The sequence below is a fragment of the Lysobacter sp. GQ73 genome, assembly GCF_059758755.1.
Genome location: NZ_JCAXEE010000004.1, coordinates 163,652 through 182,057, shown reverse-complemented (window position 1 = coordinate 182,057; position 18,406 = coordinate 163,652). Strand labels below are relative to the sequence as shown.

The window sequence follows — 18,406 nt, the reverse complement described above, 5'->3', positions numbered from 1 at the left end:
GGCCGCGCGATTCTAGCGGTGCAGCATTAACGCTCGCGTGGGCCATTGGTTGACCACCGTATAGGCAAAGTCGTCCCGGCGATGTGTTGGGCCGGGCCCGCTCATCCGGCGCTCGTCCGGCGCTCGTCCTGGGCCTCGGCCGCAGTCCCCGCCGCGCCGATGTTTCATCGCGGTAATGACGGTGGTGCGCGGGCGGCACGGACGGAGTTCATACTCAGCGGGTCCCCCTGCTGGAGCCTGGTCATGATCCACGACAGCATTCTCGACACCATCGGCCGCACCCCGGTGATCCGCCTGCATCGCATCGCCCCGGCCCACGTCAGCCTGTACGCCAAGGTCGAATCCTTCAATCCCGGCGGTTCGGTCAAGGACCGCCTGGCCCTGGCGATCATCCTCGACGCCGAAGCCAAGGGCCTGATCAAGCCCGGCGACACGGTGATCGAGGCGACCTCGGGCAACACCGGCGTGGCCCTGGCGATGGTCTGCGCCGCGCTCGGCTACAAGTTCGTCGCCACGATGAGCGAAACCTTCTCGATGGAGCGCCGCAAACTCATGCGCGCCTATGGCGCCAAGGTGATCCTGACCCCGGCCGCCGAACGCGGCAGCGGCATGGTGCGGCGCGCCGAGGAACTGGCGAAGAAGCACGGCTGGTTCCTCGCCCGCCAGTTCGAGAATCCGGCCAACCCGGCCTATCACCGCAGCACCACCGCGGCGGAGATCCTGCAGGATTTCGCCGGCCGCCGGCTCGACCATTTCGTCACCGGCTGGGGTACCGGCGGCACCCTCACCGGTGTCGGCGAAGTGCTGCGGGTGGCGCGCCCGGAAGTACGCGTCACCGCCTGCGAGCCGGCCGGCGCGGCCCTGCTCAGCGGCAACGCCTGGCAGCCGCACAAGATCCAGGGCTGGACCCCGGATTTCGTCCCGGCCGTGCTCAACCGCGACGCCGCCCACGACGTGCTGACGGTCGACGAGGTGCTTGCGCGCGACACCGCACGCCGGCTGGCGCTGGAAGAAGGCATCTTCGTCGGCATTTCCGCCGGCGCCACCGCCGCGGCCGCGCTCGAAGTCGCGCGCACCGCCGAGCACGGCGCGGTGATCCTGGCGATGCTGCCCGACACCGGCGAGCGCTACCTCAGCACCTTCCTGTTCGAAGGCATCAACGAAGGCAGCGACGACGAGTGGCTGGCCTCGCTGGACTGAGAATCGGGACCGCGGGCTCTGTATCGACGGTCTAGCTACCCGATACGTACCAGGCCACCGCCGCCGCCCCGGCGATCAGCAACGCCCACCACAGCATCCCGGCGTCGCTGTCGCCGGGCCGGACCGTGCCGTCGACGCGGCCGCTCAGGCCGCGCTTGCCGCGCTGCCGTTCGTACTGCAGCACGCGCTGGATCGCGTCCGCATTCGCCAGCCCATGGGTCTTTTCCAACAGCTCGAGCGCGCCGACCCGGTCGCCGTGCATCAGCGCCATGGTTACATCGGCGGGCAAATCGGCGCGACCGGCGCCCACCCCGGTGGTGGACGCGTCCGCGTGTTGCCCGCGCAGATGCGCATCGACCACCGCGAGCGCATCGCGCAGGTCGAGCCGGTGGACCGCGCGCACGATCTTGACCGCCTCGATCTTGTTGCCGCTGCGCAGCGCCAGCTCGGCCTGCGCCGGGAAACCCTCGGGCGGCGATGGTGCCTCGTCGGGGGCGGCGCGGACTTGCCCGCCTTCGGCAGGCTGGCGCTGGTAATGCTCGACCGCGTTCTTCGCGTCGCGCAGGCCCAGTCCCGGATTCGCATCCAGCACCTGCTTGATCGCCTCGATCTTGCGACCGGCGCGCAACAGCGTGGCCGCCTGCGGCGGTATGAAAGGCGTGCGGTGGTCGCTCATCGCGGGCTCCTTGCCGGCTGCGGATCCAGCCAGCCTAACGGGCCATGGCCGGATCCGTCACGCTCGCAGGCCGCGCCTCAGCGCGACGACCACGCCAGCCTGGCGCCGAAGCCCAGCATCATCGTGCCGATCAGTCCGTCGAGCGCGCGCGCGACCCGTGCGCTGCGCAAGGTCCCGGCCATGCACGAGGCGGCCATCGCGACCACGCACAGCCACACCGCGCCGATGCTGTAGTGCAGCCCGATCATCAGCATCGAGTCGCGCGCCATGTGCGCGCCCGGGGCGAGGAATTGCGGCAGGAACGCGAGATAGAACATGGCGATCTTCGGATTGAGCGCATTGGTCAGCGCGCCCTGCGCGAACGCGCGCCACAACCCGGTCGCGGGCGTCGCCGGTTCCGGCAGCGGCGCGTCGGCGCGCGGCCGCAGCGCCGCGCGCAGCGCCTTCACGCCCAGATACGCCAGATACCCGGCGCCGAGCATTTTCACCGTCCAGAACGCGCGCTCGGAATACATCAACAACCGGGTCACGCCCAACGCGAACAGCGCGACATGGAACAAGCCGCCGAAGGTGATGCCGGCGACCGCAGCGAGCCCGCGGCGCACGCCGCCGAGCGCGTTGCCGATCACCAGGAACGTGTCGGGGCCGGGCATCAGCGTGAGCATCAGCGCGGCGACGGAGAAAGCGAGCCACTGGGTTTCCATGCGTCCGGATCCTGGCAGGTTGAAAGGAACGGTGGGCGCCAACGAAAAACGCCGGCGCGAAGCCGGCGTTTTTCCGATGCGTCGTAGCCGAAGCTTACGCCGCCGACTTCCACTGGCCCAGCGCCGCCAGGCCGTTGGCCTTGGCGCGCTCGTACACGGTCTGCTGGGCCTTGGCGATGTTGCCGACCAGGTCCTGCGACCACAGCTTCAGCGCCGCCGACTGCATGGCGCGGCCGTAGGAGAACGACAGTGGCCACGGGTTCGGGCCCATCTGGTTCATCGCGTTGAGATGCGCGGTGGCGTCCTCGTCCGACTGGCCGCCCGACAGGAACACGATGCCCGGCAGGGTCGCCGGCACGGTCGACTTCAGGCACTGCAGGGTGGCCGCGGCGACGTCGTCGACGCTGGCGCGGTCGTTCGACAAGGTGCCCGGCAGGACCATCGAGGCCTTCAGGATGGTGCCTTCGAGCACGACGCTCTGCTCGTACAGCGCGCCGAACAGCGAACGCAGGGTCACTTCGGTGACCTCGAAGCAGGTGTCGATGTCGTGGCTGCCGTCCATGATCACTTCCGGCTCGACCATCGGCACCAGGCCCTGCTCCTGGCACAGCGCGGCGTAGCGCGCCAGCGCGTGGCTGTTGGCCTCGATGCAGGTGCCCGACGGGATGTCGTCGCCGATGTTGATGACCGCGCGCCACTTGGCGAAACGGGCGCCGAGCTTGTAGTACTCCTCCAGGCGCGCGCGCAGGCCGTCGAGGCCTTCGGTCACGACTTCGCCGGGGAAGCCGGCCAGCGGCTGCGGGCCCTTGTCGACCTTGATGCCCGGGATCACGCCGTTGTCCATCATGATCTTGGTGAACGGCACGCCGGCCTTGGTCGACTGACGGATGGTTTCGTCGTACAGGATCGCGCCGGAGATGTAGTCGCCGATCTTCGGCGTGGTGAGCAGCAGCTCGCGGTAGGCGCGGCGATTCTCTTCGGTGTTGTCGATGCCGACGCCGGCGAAACGCTTGGCGATGGTGGCGTTCGACTCGTCGATCGCGATGATGCCCTTGCCCGCGGCGACCATGGCCTGGGCGGTTTCGGCAAGCTGTTCGATGCTCATGGAGATCCTGCGGCAGCGGTGGGAAGCCCGCGATTATAGCCGCTGACGGTGAACCTTGCCCCCTCCCGGGGCCTGTCGAATCAGGCACTTGCGCCCAGTTTCGACCGAAACCGTTTTCAGTGCGGCGCAGTCATCGATGTCACTGCGAAGCGCGGACCCGGCCGCTTTGCCGGCTCCGGCGCCGCTGCGAGCGCCTTGGCTGGGGACCGCATGGGGCTGATCGGAGTGGCATGGAATGAGGTATCACGGTGGTTCTGCCGACCACATGGCAGGACCGATCCATTGCCCCATCGCTTCGACGCGAAGGCACCGGACGCACCACGTCGTTGACACTCATACCGGCACCGTCGAGCATTCCACTGGCAATCGGCGCGCCATGGACGCCGCCCTCATCGCTCAGCAAGGAAGCCCTCGCATGTCCTATCTCCATTCCCGCCGCATCCTAGCCGCAGCTCTCGCCTGTGCGATCAGCCTGCTGCCTGCAACGGCCCTCGCCCAATCCAGCGACGCCGACCGCGAGTACCGCGAGGCGCTCGCCCATTGCGAATCGCATCCGGCGCCGTCGGTGCGCTACGTCGTGGCCGATGCGGCACGGATGCGTTCGCTGCCGCGCGCCGAGGGCGGCGCGGTAACCTCGGTGCCGATCGGCGCCGAGGTCGAGGTGCAATGCGCGTACGGCGAGTGGGTGCGGGCGACCTCGGAACGGCCGAACCCGTCGGTCGGGTGGATCCGCGCCGACCTGCTCGGCCCGCGCGCGCCGACCGCAGCCTCGCTGGAACAGGACTACCGCCGCGCCGCTGGCGCCGAACGGCGCACCATCGCCGAACGCGCGATCGCGCTGCGTCCGTTCGCGCGCGACAGCCATCAACTTTTGATCGATGCGCTGCAGGCCGATGGCGACAGCGCTGCGGCACAAGCCGCGATCCTGCGCCGCGAACGCATGACCGCGCCCAAGGTCGAACGCCTGGCCGGCGAACCGCGCCTGTTGTTCGGCGTCGATGGCGGTTATTTAATCGCGATTGCGCGAATCGACGGCACCGGCCGCTACGCCGAGGCCGCGATGCCGGACAGTACCTACGCGATCTGGCGCGGCTTTCATCTGTACCGCAACGGCGCGGCCGACGGACTGGTACAGATCATCGACCGCGGCGATGCCGTCGGCCTCGGAATGGAAGCGCAGGTGCGCCGCCCGCCGGCGACCGAGCGCGCCGATGGCCTGAGCGGCCTGGCCAGCAACGAAAGCCTCGGCGCCGGCGCGGCGCGGGTCGAACCGAACGTGTCGGCCGACGAGCGCCGCGCGGTCGAGCGCGAGCTGCGCAGCGTCCTGACCCGTCAGCGCATGGACCGCGCCGCCATCGACAAGGCGCTGCGCCCTTACGACGAAAAGCAGCGCTTTGGCCTGCGCGTCCACGCGGTCGCATTGGCCGGCGGCCAACGGTTGCTGGTCGCCACCGCCGACGCCGCGGTACGGCCGGAGCGCGCCGAACAGGCCGACACCAGCCTCGATGCGGTGCTGCTGCTGGAAGTCTCGGGCAGGCAATACCGCAATGTCGGTGAGATCGCGCGCGAAACCGCGGGCGACATGGTCGAAACCCATTCCTTCCACGACGCCCTCGACCTGGACGGCGACGGCCAGGCCGAGCTGATCTTCCGTCTGCACCAGTACGAAGGCAACGAGTACCAGATCTGGACACGCCGCTCGGAACCGGGCCCGTCCGGGCAGTGGAAACCGATCTACGCGGGCGGCTATACCGGCGCTTGAGGACTACCGGCGCCGGTCCGGACGCCGCGCTCCAGGGTAGGAGCGGCGCGAGCCGCGACCGCGGACCTCACAACGGCGACGCAAGCGCGGTGTCTCGGTCGCGGCTTACGCCGCTCCTACACCGCTGGCATCGGCGACTCGATGATCCGAGCCGCCGCTCTGCCTTAGAGCTCGCCGAGCCCCTCGGCGCAACCGCCCTCGCCCACCTGCAACAGGCGCAGAGTGTTGGTCGCGCCGTGCTGTTCCATGGTGTCGCCGCTGGTGAAGATCACCCGCTCGCCCTGGCCCAGCTTGCCGGCATCGAACAATTGCTTGACGACGTTGCGCGCGGCGTCGCGCGAAGCCAGGCCTCGGCTATCGAAGTCGATCGGGTAGACGTCGCGCATCATCGACATGCGCCGGCGCGCGCCGCCGTGGCGTGAGAACGCGTAAATCGGCGCATTCGAGCGGAAACGCGACAGGAAACGCACGGTGCCGCCGGACTCGGTCATGGCGACGATGGCGCGCACGCCGATGTGCTCGGACAGGAACATCGCCGCCATCGCGATGGCCTGGTCGGCGCGTTCGAGGTTGCGCGGCGCAGCCTCGAAATCGGTGTCGTGGTCGAACTGGCGCTCGGCGCCGAGGCAGATGCGCGACATCGCCTCCACCGCCTTGACCGGATAGCGGCCGGCCGCGGATTCCTGCGACAGCATCACCGCATCGGTGCCGTCGATCACCGCGTTGGCGACGTCGAGCACCTCGGCGCGGGTCGGGATCGGGTTGTCGACCATCGACTGCATCATCTGGGTGGCGGTGATGACCACGCGGTTGCGCGCCAACGACTCGCGGATGATCTTCTTCTGCAGGCCGGGCAGTTCGGCGTCGCCGATCTCCACACCGAGATCGCCGCGCGCGACCATGACCACGTCGCTGGCGTCGACGATTTCGGTCAGGTTTTCGATCGCTTCGGCGCGCTCGATCTTCGACACCAGCGCGGCGTCGCTGCCGGCGGCGCGGGCGATGCGGCGGGCCTCGTGCATGTCCTCGGCGTTGCGGCAGAACGACACGGCGATGAAATCGGCGCCGAGCTCGGCGGCGACCAGGATCAGCTCCTTGTCGCGCTCGGTCAGCGCGCCCAGCGACAGACCGCCGCCGAGCTTGTTCAGGCCCTTGCGGTCCGACAGCGCGCCGTCGTTGAGCACGGTGGTGATGATGCGTTCGCCGTCGACCGCGCCGACGCGCAGTTGCAGCAGGCCGTCGTCGAGCAGCAGCACGTCGCCGGGGGCGACGTCGTTGGGCAGGCCGAGGTAGCTCACACCGACCTCGCGCAGATTGCCCGGAGGGGCGCTCGCGCTGGCCAGCAGGTCGAAGCGGTCACCGGCCTTGAGCAGGACCCGGCCTTCGGCGAAACGCTCGATTCGGATCTTCGGCCCGGGCAAGTCGGCGAGAATGCCGACCTCCACGCCGACCCGCAGCGCGGCTTCGCGCACGGCCTGGGCGCGCGCGACCTGCGAGGACGGATCGCCGTGCGAGAAATTCAGGCGGACGACGTCGACGCCGGCATTGAGCAAGGCGTCGAGCACGCCCGGCGGATCGGTGGCCGGGCCGAGGGTGGCGAGAATCTTGGTGCGTCGCGGGCTTGAGGACATGGCAGGCTCTCTTGGCTGTCGGCCAAACTAGCACAGCTTCGGCGACGGTCGAACCCACTGCGAGCAGGGACATTCGTCGCGTACCCGCGATTGGAAAAAATCGCCCGGATTTGCGCGTGCGAAGCGCCGGCGCTGTGCGCTGCCGTATGCCGAGCGGCCCGGCGACCGCATGCCGCGGCGGCGTCACGGCCCCGGCGTTCGACCGACTCAGCTCGTGCCCGCGGGACGATGCGGCCGTAGATCAGCTTACGCAACCGGTTGGTCAAGCCCAGCCGGCGGTGCCCGGGCAGCGAATGCGATCGGCCGAAACGCGGCTTACTGGATCGCATCGCCGTAACCGCAGCCGACCGTCACCCATCTTGGTGCATACGACACATCGACCAACACCCGCACGGTCTTCTCGCCAGGCAGCACCTTCCGGTAGTCCAAGCCCTTCCAGCCGTAAGTCTCGACCATCGCCGCCAGGTCGGGACGCGGGCGCATGCCGCCGATCCGCTTGGCCAAGGCCTCGCCGATCTTCAACTCCTCCCCCGCCGGTACCTTATAGGCCAAGTGCATTTCCTGCCGGCTCGGATAATTGACGTAGGTGGATTTCTCGTCCCAGGCCGACAACGGCTGCGCACTCTTCCACAGCATCAAGGCGGCGTCGCCGCCATCGTCGCTCTGCGCCAGGCCCTCGACCTGCCCGGTATTGACCTCGTCGCCGAACGCCTCGACCTGCTCCAGGCTGAGCTTGCACTGGACGAAATCCGCCACCCGCTTCGCGGTGGCGTCCTGCGCCGAAGCCGATGCGGGCGCCAGCGCAGCCGACACCATGGCGAACGACAAAATCGTGTTGCGGTACTTGGTCATAATTCCCTGGGTTTCGGTGACGGATCGTGCATCACTAAACATGACGAAGCACGGGTGAGAATCCAGCACGCCGCTGAGGCAGATGGTGAATCTCTTGTTGGCCCGAATCGGCGGAACCAGCCTTCCTGTCTCAGCGACAGAAATACTGTCGTAGCTGCGCACCGATCTACTTGATTGATTCGTCCCGCCACAGTATGCCCACAGCGATCGGCGCGTACCGAGGCGCATCGGGCCAGCTTCGTAGGAGCCTAAATCCGAAAAACAGGGGGCAAAAGAATGAAATGGTATGCGGCAAGCGTGTTCTTCGAGGCTCAACACGCCCGCCCTCTTCCGTTCCGACGCTTTGGGAGGAGAAGATCTTCCTGGTGCAGGCTTGTTCGAGCGATGAAGCAGTCGAACTCGCGCGCGAGCTACCGATGAGGAACGAAGCGTCTTATCAGGTGGCGGACGGAGCGGTCGTTAATTGGAAGTTCCCAAAGATCGAACGCGTCAACGAACTTGGCTTCGAGACGATTGCATCGGGTTCGGAAGTTTTCTCAAGATTCCTGGGGGCTTCTGAAGTCGAAAGCCTGAATACACCTTTCGACTGATCCGTCAGCCACGCATTGGGTCCTCGGCGACAACGCGGTCCTGCTGTAGTCCCCTGCTGGGCCGGTACTAGCGCAGGCCGCCATTGGCCGCGATCGCGTATTCAGCCGTCCTGACGCCCAAGCGAAATCAGCAAGATGTCTCGGAAAAAGGAAGACGCCAAGGGCAGATAGAGAGGAAAAATACGCGACAGACTGCCCGAATTAGCATTCCCCTCACATGCCCTTTACGCATCGCTGCACGGGCTGCGCCATCTTAGGCATCCGGGGGCGATCTAGCCGAGTGCGTCGTCATGGTCATGAAGCCGATTCCGAAGTACGTCCGCCGCGTGGCGGACGCGAACCTGAGCTATTGGGTCCTGAATTATCCGTCGGCGCCGTTCCACCGGCCCGGCCTCACCTTCCGCGATTACGGCCCTGCGCTGTACCTGGGCATGATGACCTTCGAAGAGCACCCCGAGCGCTTCTTCGACGATCCGCGCTCGGATCTGCGTGGTCGCTACGAGGCGCTGAAGGGAGACTCGCCGCTCGCCTGGCCCGAAGCCCGCAAGGTGGCATGGGCCGCATGGGAACGCGCGCATGCGCAGGCCCTGGCCTGCCAGACCGGACCGATCGAATCGCTGCGTCTTTGCGCTCACGCGTAACGCACTGCATTCGAAACACGGCATCGGGAAACTGGTCTGTACGACTCTTGGCCGAATGTAGAAGAACGGTTATCTCGTTCGCTGCATCGACCATCCAACTCAAGCGACGAGCTGGACACTGATCGGCACCGACGGCACCCGCTAAAGAAAAAAGCACCTGGACGCGAGTCCAGGTGCTTGTCTTGTTTGGTGGGCCGTGAAGGATTCGAACCTTCGACCAAAAGATTAAAAGTCTGATTGACTTAGCTTTTGAATCAATAGCTTAGAGCTTTCATTTTTACCGAAGACCCGCAGATAGGGCGTTGATTGCACTAGATCAGACCCCCTAATTTTCCCGGCCCCACGCAGGCCCTGACGGCCCCGCGCGCGCCGGCTATCGGGTTCCAGCCTCGACCCTTGGAGCAATTGATTAAGAGTTAGATCGCCAAAAGCACATAAAGTGATAAAACTCAAACACTTAAAATTCTCATTTTTCCACTTTACAGTCTTGGAACCGCTGAGCGCAAAGCTTCCTCGCCACCATTTTTCCACCAAAGTTGCCGCTTCAGAAGCCCGTTTGTTCAACAAGTCTCACGGCAGAAGGCCGGCAGCGGCCCAGATGCGGCTATAGGCGTCAATTTTCAGGTTCGCCGTGTCGTCAGCTCGGATGATTTCCGCAGGCGCGCGTTTCGCAAAAGCGTTAAATGACTGCGTAATAGTCCAGGCTGTCTTGCTGTCTACAAATATTGCGCGATCGTGCAACGTTCCCTGAGCGGCCAGCCTCACCTCCAACGGACGGGTTGCTCCGAACTGAGCGACCCATGCACGTACGGCCGGGGCTAAGGATGGTTTCACGGAACGCTGATCCGCCAAAAGGCGGAATGAGATGCCATCCGGGACGGTGTGTCCGAACTCGTTTAAAACCACTTCATCCAGATACGGATCGACGACGAGAACGTCCTCGGTAGCAGAGCCGAAAATCTTGGAAATCGCTCTTAACGCGTCGAATGACGATCCCACTGGGATGAAAGCGTCCTGAGCCGCCGCTGGCACCGCCAACTCACAGACGGCCAGCGCCCGATAGCAAATCGCGAAGATCTCTCTAGAGGCGCTTTGCCAGCCCATGGTTCCCAAAGCCTGAGTCTTGTGCTGGAACGCTGGCGCGTCTAAAACTGATGCATTGACGGCACTAACAAGCGCGTATGCCCTGCCGAGCCATCTGGCCGCCTCATGGCTTGTGCGCACATCATCGTCTGCGAGATCAGGGGCGTTTTCCAGCAAGCGGCCGAGCTGGCTATAGAGGGCTACGTAATCCGGCGGCATCTGAGAAGTCCTTGTCAGCAGTGATTTGAGTGATCTTAGCGAACTCCGCGTGTCCCCGGAGGCTACTCTGAATCACCGCTGCACCAGCAATACGCCGCAACAAGCTGTTTCCCCGTTTTGTCAATCCAGTTGTTCGCTATAACTGGCAAGCAACTTAAGACGCACGCCCTCCCGGGCGCCAAAAAGCGATCCGTTTGATCAACAAGCGCAAGCCGCTGTACTGGCTAGCGTCATCGTCTTTTACGGGCACGTTCGGCTCCCACTCCTCCGGATAGTCGAGCTTCGCAAGACCCCGAGCCAAGGCACAAGCCTTGCGTGCCATAGTCATTGTCATGCTCGACGCCTCGTCCATGTCCTGCATGGCGACTCTGAACAAGGCCGGGTCGTGGATGATGTGCGCCAATCTACTTCGGTCCGGCTCGCCAACGGCTCGATAATTGTCGTACGCATCGCGAAATTTTCGAAGCTGGCGTTCCATCTCTCCGTGCGCGTCAAACACGCTGGCCACGGTGCTTGGATCACTAGAAAGCAGCAATGCTTGATTGGCCTGAAACACTGGAAAACTAATTCCCGCCAGATCAGCTACAGGGTCCACATCCAGCTCGTTGGGCAGGGTGACCAATGAACCATCTTGCTTAGATCGGTCATAACGCCGCCTACGCACCGCCTGCAGCGCCTTTTCAGCCGTGTTCGCTACGTGCCTGAACTCCTCAGCAACTACGTTGCCGGCGATCTGCCCAGCGAGATTGCGTGCCCGGCGTCGATCAAAGTACGGGAGCAATAGCGCTACGGCTGTGGCAATTGCCGTAGCTAGGGCCGCGACCGCATCCCAGTTCAGCGCCCACGCGCTCGCTTCCTCGGCCGCCTTGACGATGATCTGGCTCATTTGGTGATCCTCAACCCTTCCTTGGCAGACCTGAATTGTCACACGGTGGACACCACATCGCCCGAACGCGACACCCTGTCGAACGATGATTGGTTCCTGGAGCGGAAACACAGACAGCGTGTCATCCACGACGCCATCGAGGTATTTTGTTTACCATCTCACGAGCAGCCGCTTCGTCGGCGTAAAGCCGAGTTGACCGGGGATTTCCGAGGGGTCGGGCGGGGCAAGTTCCACTCGGAACTGCATCACACTCAGGCACTCAATCAGGTCGCCTGCTTCCACTCCTCGGGCGACAATGACTGTCATTGAATGAATACCGCGTGGCGCCCTCTCCTCGACAGCTGTTCGTGCAATGCTTGCAGCCTGTTCCGTAGCTGGCTCGCCGAACTTTGCGATCAGCTCTGCAAATATTCTCGCCCGCCTTCCTGCTTCTTGCCCGTCGATCATTCTGAGCCCTCTCAATGGCGGTTGAATTCTCTTAGACCCGACCGGCAGTCGCCCCACCTAAGCCGACGCGGCTCACATCGCTGCATGCTGGAATACCCAGCTAGGCTACCCGCTCAGGTTCTCCAATGCTTCGCAGAAGAGAATTATATTGATCACGATCTTTGTTCCAGATGGCGTCCAAGACATATGTCGCCAAACTCGGAATCTCGGGTATCTCAATCGGCCGCATGCTCCGATCAAAAATTTCCTCTAGGTGAGATAGTTCGTTGCTGATACGCGTCGCAACCGCCACAGCGCCGCTATCCTCTCCGAAAAAACGCCTCAAACGGGTCGCTTGAGTGTCGCCGTCATATGGATATTTATAAAAAAGAAACGCCTCAAGGAACTTTCGCAGGTTGTTCCCAAAGGAATAAAAAGTTTCATGCTCTTGTGCATTCGTAGGCTCCACCCTGCACTTATATATCTGATGAAACAGATATATGAATTCGGTCTGATACTTCTGTAGATACGGCGGCATAGATCGAATATTACTAGCGGACCCACCGCGTTCAATGAGGAAATATGCACTCTTGGCAGTCTTGTTGTTCGGGGCGCTAAGTCTCTTCATATATTTGAAGAAGTCTAAGCTGTGAGTAGAAACGAAAAACTGCCTGTACTTATATGTATGCGGTTGATTGGCAGGTTGATTGGCGACGACAATTGGCGCCGTTATAACGCTCTCAATGAGGCTAAAGATGAAAAAAACGTGGTTGCTATCTAAACTAGATATGGGGTCATCGATATAAATAATCATATCTTTTCCCGCGGTATCAACGTCCTGCAACTTCGCGATGAAGTAACAAAACGCAATTAAGCTACACTCACCTTCACTAAGATTGTAAGCGAGGTCTGCCCCTCGCCTGACTGCAAATTTAACCCCGGCGACACCTTCTGTCGTGTTCGCCTCCAGACGCAATCCTTGATGACCAAAGTGCGAGTTCAAGTACCCGTTGACCAATTCAGCCGCAGCACGCTCATCGTTGAGTTGAGACTGAAGTTCTCTAATGGCCTTTATTGTTTGTTTTTCTTCTTCCAAGAATGGAAGAATGGCTTTCTGCGCCGCCTGAGCCTCGACCTCAAGACTACCCACCCTTTCCAGCAGCGACGGGTAGTCAATCGCCGCAAGAAATTCGACCACGCTATCTAAGCGCAACGACTCTCTAGCGTTATGCTTTTCTGCTTCGAGCGACTGTGATCGAGCATTGTTCTCTGCAATTAGTAGCTTAATTTTCCCAACCAGATCCGAAAGAGCAGCAGCATTGTCGACTACTACAGGCACTGGTACCGCTGAAAATAGATTTCTCTTTCGAACTTCGAGGGCCTCTAACAAGAGTCCCAGTTGCCGACGGTAGGTTTTTAGTTCTTCGTCGAGTCGCGTCGAGATTGATTCGAACTTGGCGGCTTGAGCGCTATAAAAAAGACTTGCTTTCAACGACTCCGGAATCGCCGTCACGTCTAAGGCTCTTTTAACATCAGCTATCAGGTCATTGAGCCGTGATTCAAGCGACATCGACTCCTTGTCGAAATGAGCATCTAGCTCGACCCAAATGTTTTCTGGCAACGGTTGCCGACAGAATCCACAAGTGGTTCGCTTATTTCGATGTAATGAGATGCCTCTTTTGACCCATTCTTGAAGCAAGTCTTCGTTCAACAAATCTTGAATTGCAAGGCTTGGCTTTATTTCACGGGTGACCAGGGCGGCAACCTGATCACGGAGTTCAACGAGCTTAGGGCCGAAGCTCACCACTTCTTGAATGGGCGGAACCACGCTTTCCTTCAGAAGCTCGCGAAACTGCGACTCTTGCTCATACGGCATCTTCACAATACCATCTGAAGCAATTCGAAGAATGTCTTTCTTTATTGAGTCAATAATATAGTTCGGACTTCCGATATCGCGGTCCGGTTTTATGACCTCATTAGCATGTTTTCGCAGCTTACTCTCTATCTCTGCCTTCGCATCAGTCACCGCTTTAAGCGCGACTCTCGCCGCAGACTTGGCTGCCTCACCACTAGCCCTAGTCCCCTGACCTGTTGCGACATCACCCAACTGTTTTTCTAGTTCATCGATTTTTATTTCGATATCCTTATTCTTCGACCCAACAATGGCAAAAGGCTTTATTTCACCAGAGTTTTCATCTGTCAAAAAAATCAGATTCTCAACTGCGAAATCGCGGTTATAAACTCGCACTTCGCAGTTAGGCAGGGCCAGATTCGACTGACTTAGCGGGCCCGCGTCTGTTTCAGCTATAAACGACGAGTGTTCGAAGCGCGGTGGCAGCGTCTTCTGCTCGAAGCTTCGAAATATTCTAGATAGCGTGGTTTTTCCAGAATAGTTGCGTCCGTAGATGATGTTAACTTGCTGGAAAGTCTCAGTTGGCCCCACGGCATTCACGTCGCGCCAGGTGTAGTCATGAAAACTTCCAAAACTGGCTATGTTTATTCGTTTGAACACGCGAGCCCCCCTTGCGCCTCATCTATAGATGCAGACGCATAACGACGTTCATAGCGGACAGTTGCGAGTCCGCGAGCAGAGGCAGCTACGAGGAATTGCCTAGGCTGGAATATGCCGGGTAAGACTCCAGCTCTGCTGCCCCGGCCCACCGGATCGGGCCGGCGATCTTCGCCCCCGCGATGCGCCAGAAGCCCGAGCGGCCCCGCACGCGGTCGAGGTAGCACCCGCCATCGTCTCCGCGCAGCTCCAACAGAGCGCGACGCCGCAGGCAGCGGCCAGGGTCGCCCCATTCGTCGGACTCCCATTCCTCATCGACCACGGCGGTGCCGGCGACGCCATGCGCAGGATCGGCGCCAAGAGGGCCGCGCGACGCGATCACGACCCGGTATCGAACAAGACAGGAAGGCATGGCGCCATCGTAGCGGCCAGCGTCTTACAGCCTGAGACTATGCAGACTTTGGCCGGAGCTATCGGGTCCAGAACATTTGGGGGGTCATCGGAAATCGGTAACATCGGTAACGTGGACTCAAAGGGGCCACTTTCCATCATATTTACAATGACTTAGAGCAATGGGCGGCGGTAACCATTAGGGTAGCTAGAAGGTAATTAATTACTTCTATGTATAGGTAATGTCTTGACCCTAGCTCCCCTATAAAAATCAATTGCTTACGCGCTGATTACCGACCGGGTTACCGAAAATTACCGCTCTGCGGTAACCTTAAAATCCGTTTCATATCAGATGCTTAGGAGCGAAAAATGCCCCTTTCCAATGGAGTTACCGTTTTCCGATGCCCCTCCCCTTGCCTGGGGAAGCGCCGCGATTTCCGCTGATGTCATCGACCAATCGAGCGTGCGAAATCAGCAGCTCCGCAGCCCCGAGAAACCGCCTTGCGTGCGTCTATTCGCGTCAAAAAAGTGCTCGCGCCGAGCGCAGGTATCGCCATTGCGAGCGGGGCTCTCGGCCGACTCCACGATTTGAGTCGAAAGGGGCACAAGTAGCGGGAAGGCGTGGCGGGGTCTCGACCGCGCGCCAACGCGGCCAACCGCCTCCCGGGCGCCTATGCCGCAGCCCGGTCTTCACTCGCCATCGCTGGCGCCCTAACTCGCCCGCCCAGGGCCTGCGGACGTGCGCGGCGTCACCTGCGAGGAAGGCCGAGGGTTAGCCCGACACTCAGCGTAGGAAAAGTCTGACGTTCCCACGCGTCGGTCTAGGCGATACGCAGGGGATCAAGCCATTCTCTGACGCCACCGTAGACGGCCACGCTCCCCCTGGCGGAAGGAACCACTATGACCAGCGAGCCCGAAATCGAAACGGCGTTTGAAGGCAGCGCCTCAGCAGGCGACTTCTACGTTGTCGGTCCAGATATTTATCGCGGCGGCCCGGGACACGGGTTGGTCTTTGACAACCTTGACCGCCTACTAACACCACCTCGGAAAATTCTTCGCCCTTCGGCGGGCGGCTTTCCGGTACTTCGAGAGAAGCCGCGCCTTGTACATGATCGCGCGAACGGACGGGCCTTGAGTGATCTAGAAGCAACATTCAGCGGCTACTGGCTAGTCTCACAACGTCTCAAAGATACTTTTGAACGAATCGATCCTGAGGGCTTCGCGTTTGCCGCGTGTGATGTGGAACTGTCTGATGGGTCTTCAGCATCGCCGCACTACCTCTGTGATGTTCTGCGCGTAATTGACGCACTAGATGAAGACCGATCCAAGTTAAAAATAGAAATCAGCGACGAGTACGTTAAGGGAAAATTCTATTACATCGGAAATGGAGCACGCCTTGCATTTCGGAATGACGTGCTCGGGTCTGCTCACGCATTCCGGACGCCATATTCTGGATTTGTCTTCTGTGACAGGACACTGCAGGACGCGCTAACTCGCGATGGGTTCACAGGTATCAGCCTAGAGGACGCGAGCGATTACTAAATCGAATCCATGACCGGATTAGCGCCCGCCGTGGGGCAAAGGATTTGCCAAGATGAATGACGAACCGACCCGACAAGCGGAAACGCCTGCGCCAGCACAACATCAAGCGACACCCGGTAACGAGGCTTCGCCGGTCACACGGTCGGAACCGGCTGCCCCCGCGCCGGATCCGCCCAACGCCGCCACGCCGGCCCCGGACGACGTATTGCGTCCGGGCAGCGACGGTCAGGAAGTTAAATTTTTGCAGTACCGTCTAGATCGGGTTGGCTATCGCGGCCCCGAGGGTGAGCCCTTGCCGCAAACAGGACAGTACGACGCCAAGACCGAGCAGGCCGTGCGCCAGTTCCAGCGCGATCAAGGCATAGCCGATACCGGCATGACCGACCCAGCGACGCAACAAGCGCTGTCGACGGCACAACATGCGCGTATCGAGTCATCAAAGGTCGGCAGCGCGGCCGCGCCCGCGCCCTTAGAGGAGCCTCCCCGCACCGCGCCTCGGCCCGAGCCCCTGGCAACCGCGGAACCCACCGCCGTCCCCGCTCCCCCGCCCTATGAAGCGCCTACGCTGCTCCCTTACGAACATCGCGCCCCTACAGCGGCCAGTGACGACACGCCGCAGATGAAGCGCCCCCCGCCCTCTCGCCACCCGAAGCGCATTCCCACACGCCGTCATGGGAAGCGGCCTCGACCGCCGAGGCGGCACAACACGACGAATCGACCATCGCAGCGCAAACTCGCGAGCCCGCACCGCTCGCCGAGCCACTCGCCAACGCACCGGTACGCGCAGCATTCACCCGCGCAACCGCTAACGAGGATGAGGATCGGGCGCGCGCGCCTGCGCGGTCGGCGCCGGATCGTGCCCCCGAGCCATCGTTCAATCTGTCGCAGCTAAGCACGAAAGATCAGGCAATGTTCTCCAAGATTCGCAACGGGGCGCAGCCGAACGTGTCGGATGAAACCGTCGCACTAGCGATGCTTGAGGCCAAGCGCAATGGCATTCCCGACGCGGACCGAACCGGGCCGGTCGGTGTCGCAAACGGCACGCTATGGGTCGGTAGCGTGACGCCAGAATTTCGCGCAGGCGTATCCGAGAACGGGCCTACCCCGCCGATCCAAGACACCCTACGCGAGACTAAAGCGGTCAATCAGCAGTACGACCAGCGCCAACAACAGGAAGCGCAAGAACGAGAACTGGCGCAGAGCCAGAAACAAACAAACGCCATTCGCCCGCAGATATAATGTTCAACCAAACGAAGGAGTTCCGGAATTGCTAACCATGCGAGTTGCGGTTGGCAGGTTGTGCGTCAAATGGAATTAACCACCAAAGGACTACACAGTGAAAAAATACTTGTTGCCTCTTCTCGCCTTATCGTTGTTCTGCGGCAATGCCAGCGCCAAGGTACTTTCGTGTGATGGCTGCACTGCCGCAGAAATGTTTAGCGTTGCGGACAACTACCTCCAAGGCATTGGGCCGGTCGAACCTGCATACGTTACCGACATGCACAATCAAAGCGTCCGAAAATACGGCTACTACAACAACTGGACCCCTGATTTCGACCCGGAGACTGACGGATTAATTGAGTGGTCTGAAGAGATGGCAGTTGAGCCGGAGATTGCCGCAATCGTTCAAGCGTTCCCTATGGCTGATTTTCCTAGGACTTCTGCGTACCGGGGGCAAGCCATCACTTCGGCGTGGGATGTCATTCACAATCCGGCCAAAGAAGCTGCGGTCATTGAAGAGGTTTCCAATGGGTGGAACGCTATTCTGGCCAGGGTCACGGATTGGACCAGAGGCATCAACCCTTATCCGTGGTTTGATCCTAAGGAGGTTGTGACCGCCGTCGAGGTAGTTTTCCCCGACGGCTCCAAGATGTTCATTGATATAAATAAAAAAACTGGCAAATGGGAACGCGTAAAGGGCACTGCTGTCGATAGCAATAACAACATCATTCCGGAGACGAAACTCGACTTCACTGGCGGCCAGGACGGCAGGCGTGAGTATGAATTTCTGAACTCGAACAGCATCCCGGACTTGGAGCGTTTCCTTCGGGAAGCTGAGTTATATAAGATCCCGGTAACCGGCTCGCAAGGCAGTGGTCAGTACTACGGTGTTGCTTGTAGTTGGGTCAACGGAATTGCGACTTGCATTATTGTTGCTAGATAAGTTTAACACTTGGCCCCCTTGGAGCT

The 18,406-nt window shown here is 61.2% G+C and carries 17 protein-coding genes; 9 read left to right on the top strand and 8 right to left on the bottom strand.

Annotation, left to right across the window (positions count from 1 at the left end):
* The first annotated feature begins 243 nt into the window (after positions 1–243).
* Positions 244–1,200, top strand: coding sequence for a cysteine synthase A (cysK, locus tag AC6CH2_RS13405; protein ID WP_498269662.1), 957 nt, complete (start codon positions 244–246; stop codon positions 1,198–1,200).
* 31 nt (positions 1,201–1,231) lie between these two features.
* Here the strand turns inward: cysK and AC6CH2_RS13400 are convergent, their stop codons facing one another.
* The 3 genes from AC6CH2_RS13400 to AC6CH2_RS13390 form a co-directional block, all read right to left on the bottom strand.
* On the bottom strand, positions 1,232–1,876 hold the full coding sequence (locus AC6CH2_RS13400; protein ID WP_498269661.1) for a hypothetical protein: 645 nt from the start codon (positions 1,874–1,876) through the stop codon (positions 1,232–1,234).
* 77 nt (positions 1,877–1,953) lie between these two features.
* On the bottom strand, positions 1,954–2,580 hold the full coding sequence (locus AC6CH2_RS13395) for a LysE family translocator (RefSeq protein ID WP_498269660.1): 627 nt from the start codon (positions 2,578–2,580) through the stop codon (positions 1,954–1,956).
* 94 nt (positions 2,581–2,674) lie between these two features.
* Positions 2,675–3,685 (bottom strand): class I fructose-bisphosphate aldolase, encoded by a 1,011-nt coding sequence (locus tag AC6CH2_RS13390; protein ID WP_435393986.1) that lies wholly within the window; start codon positions 3,683–3,685, stop codon positions 2,675–2,677.
* A gap of 415 nt (positions 3,686–4,100) precedes the next feature.
* On the opposite strand from AC6CH2_RS13390, the gene AC6CH2_RS13385 reads away from it, so the two are divergent.
* A complete protein-coding gene (locus tag AC6CH2_RS13385) occupies positions 4,101–5,447 on the top strand; it encodes an SH3 domain-containing protein (RefSeq protein WP_498269659.1) in 1,347 nt (448 codons plus the stop codon).
* A gap of 164 nt (positions 5,448–5,611) precedes the next feature.
* Here the strand turns inward: AC6CH2_RS13385 and pyk are convergent, their stop codons facing one another.
* Together pyk and AC6CH2_RS13375 are read right to left on the bottom strand one after the other, a co-directional pair.
* The gene (pyk, locus tag AC6CH2_RS13380) at positions 5,612–7,078 is read right to left on the bottom strand and encodes a pyruvate kinase (protein WP_435393984.1); all 1,467 of its coding nucleotides are present in this window, start codon (positions 7,076–7,078) and stop codon (positions 5,612–5,614) included.
* A gap of 315 nt (positions 7,079–7,393) precedes the next feature.
* The gene (locus AC6CH2_RS13375; protein WP_498269658.1) at positions 7,394–8,092 is read right to left on the bottom strand and encodes a hypothetical protein; all 699 of its coding nucleotides are present in this window, start codon (positions 8,090–8,092) and stop codon (positions 7,394–7,396) included.
* An 8-nt stretch (positions 8,093–8,100) separates the two neighbouring features.
* On the opposite strand from AC6CH2_RS13375, the gene AC6CH2_RS13370 reads away from it, so the two are divergent.
* Both AC6CH2_RS13370 and AC6CH2_RS13365 read left to right on the top strand, forming a co-directional pair.
* Positions 8,101–8,520, top strand: a complete 420-nt coding sequence (locus tag AC6CH2_RS13370; RefSeq protein WP_498269657.1) for a DUF4288 domain-containing protein — start codon at positions 8,101–8,103, stop codon at positions 8,518–8,520.
* Positions 8,521–8,810: 290 nt separating this feature from the next.
* The gene (locus tag AC6CH2_RS13365) at positions 8,811–9,161 is read left to right on the top strand and encodes a hypothetical protein (protein WP_435393979.1); all 351 of its coding nucleotides are present in this window, start codon (positions 8,811–8,813) and stop codon (positions 9,159–9,161) included.
* A 570-nt stretch (positions 9,162–9,731) separates the two neighbouring features.
* Here the strand turns inward: AC6CH2_RS13365 and AC6CH2_RS13360 are convergent.
* On the bottom strand, positions 9,732–10,463 hold the full coding sequence (locus AC6CH2_RS13360) for a hypothetical protein (protein WP_498269656.1): 732 nt from the start codon (positions 10,461–10,463) through the stop codon (positions 9,732–9,734).
* A gap of 154 nt (positions 10,464–10,617) precedes the next feature.
* On the bottom strand, positions 10,618–11,349 hold the full coding sequence (locus tag AC6CH2_RS13355) for a hypothetical protein (protein WP_498269655.1): 732 nt from the start codon (positions 11,347–11,349) through the stop codon (positions 10,618–10,620).
* Here AC6CH2_RS13355 and AC6CH2_RS13350 point away from each other — a divergent pair, their 5' ends adjacent.
* Positions 11,350–11,658: a hypothetical protein gene (locus AC6CH2_RS13350; RefSeq protein WP_498269654.1), complete on the top strand. Its 309-nt coding sequence runs from the start codon at positions 11,350–11,352 to the stop codon at positions 11,656–11,658.
* A gap of 238 nt (positions 11,659–11,896) precedes the next feature.
* Here AC6CH2_RS13350 and AC6CH2_RS13345 read toward each other — a convergent pair whose 3' ends face one another.
* Positions 11,897–14,287, bottom strand: coding sequence for an AAA family ATPase (locus AC6CH2_RS13345; RefSeq protein ID WP_498269653.1), 2,391 nt, complete (start codon positions 14,285–14,287; stop codon positions 11,897–11,899).
* A gap of 1,287 nt (positions 14,288–15,574) precedes the next feature.
* On the opposite strand from AC6CH2_RS13345, the gene AC6CH2_RS13340 reads away from it, so the two are divergent.
* The 4 genes from AC6CH2_RS13340 (at position 15,575) to AC6CH2_RS13325 (ending at position 18,380) form a co-directional block, all read left to right on the top strand.
* Positions 15,575–16,216: a DUF1629 domain-containing protein gene (locus AC6CH2_RS13340; RefSeq protein ID WP_498269652.1), complete on the top strand. Its 642-nt coding sequence runs from the start codon at positions 15,575–15,577 to the stop codon at positions 16,214–16,216.
* Positions 16,217–16,268: 52 nt separating this feature from the next.
* The gene (locus AC6CH2_RS13335; RefSeq protein WP_498269651.1) at positions 16,269–17,108 is read left to right on the top strand and encodes a peptidoglycan-binding domain-containing protein; all 840 of its coding nucleotides are present in this window, start codon (positions 16,269–16,271) and stop codon (positions 17,106–17,108) included.
* Positions 17,109–17,125: 17 nt separating this feature from the next.
* The gene (locus AC6CH2_RS13330; protein WP_498269650.1) at positions 17,126–17,455 is read left to right on the top strand and encodes a hypothetical protein; all 330 of its coding nucleotides are present in this window, start codon (positions 17,126–17,128) and stop codon (positions 17,453–17,455) included.
* Positions 17,456–17,552: 97 nt separating this feature from the next.
* Positions 17,553–18,380 carry a hypothetical protein gene (locus tag AC6CH2_RS13325; RefSeq protein ID WP_498269649.1) on the top strand — a complete coding sequence of 276 codons (828 nt, stop codon included), beginning with the start codon at positions 17,553–17,555 and terminating at the stop codon, positions 18,378–18,380.
* Positions 18,381–18,406 lie beyond the last annotated feature (26 nt).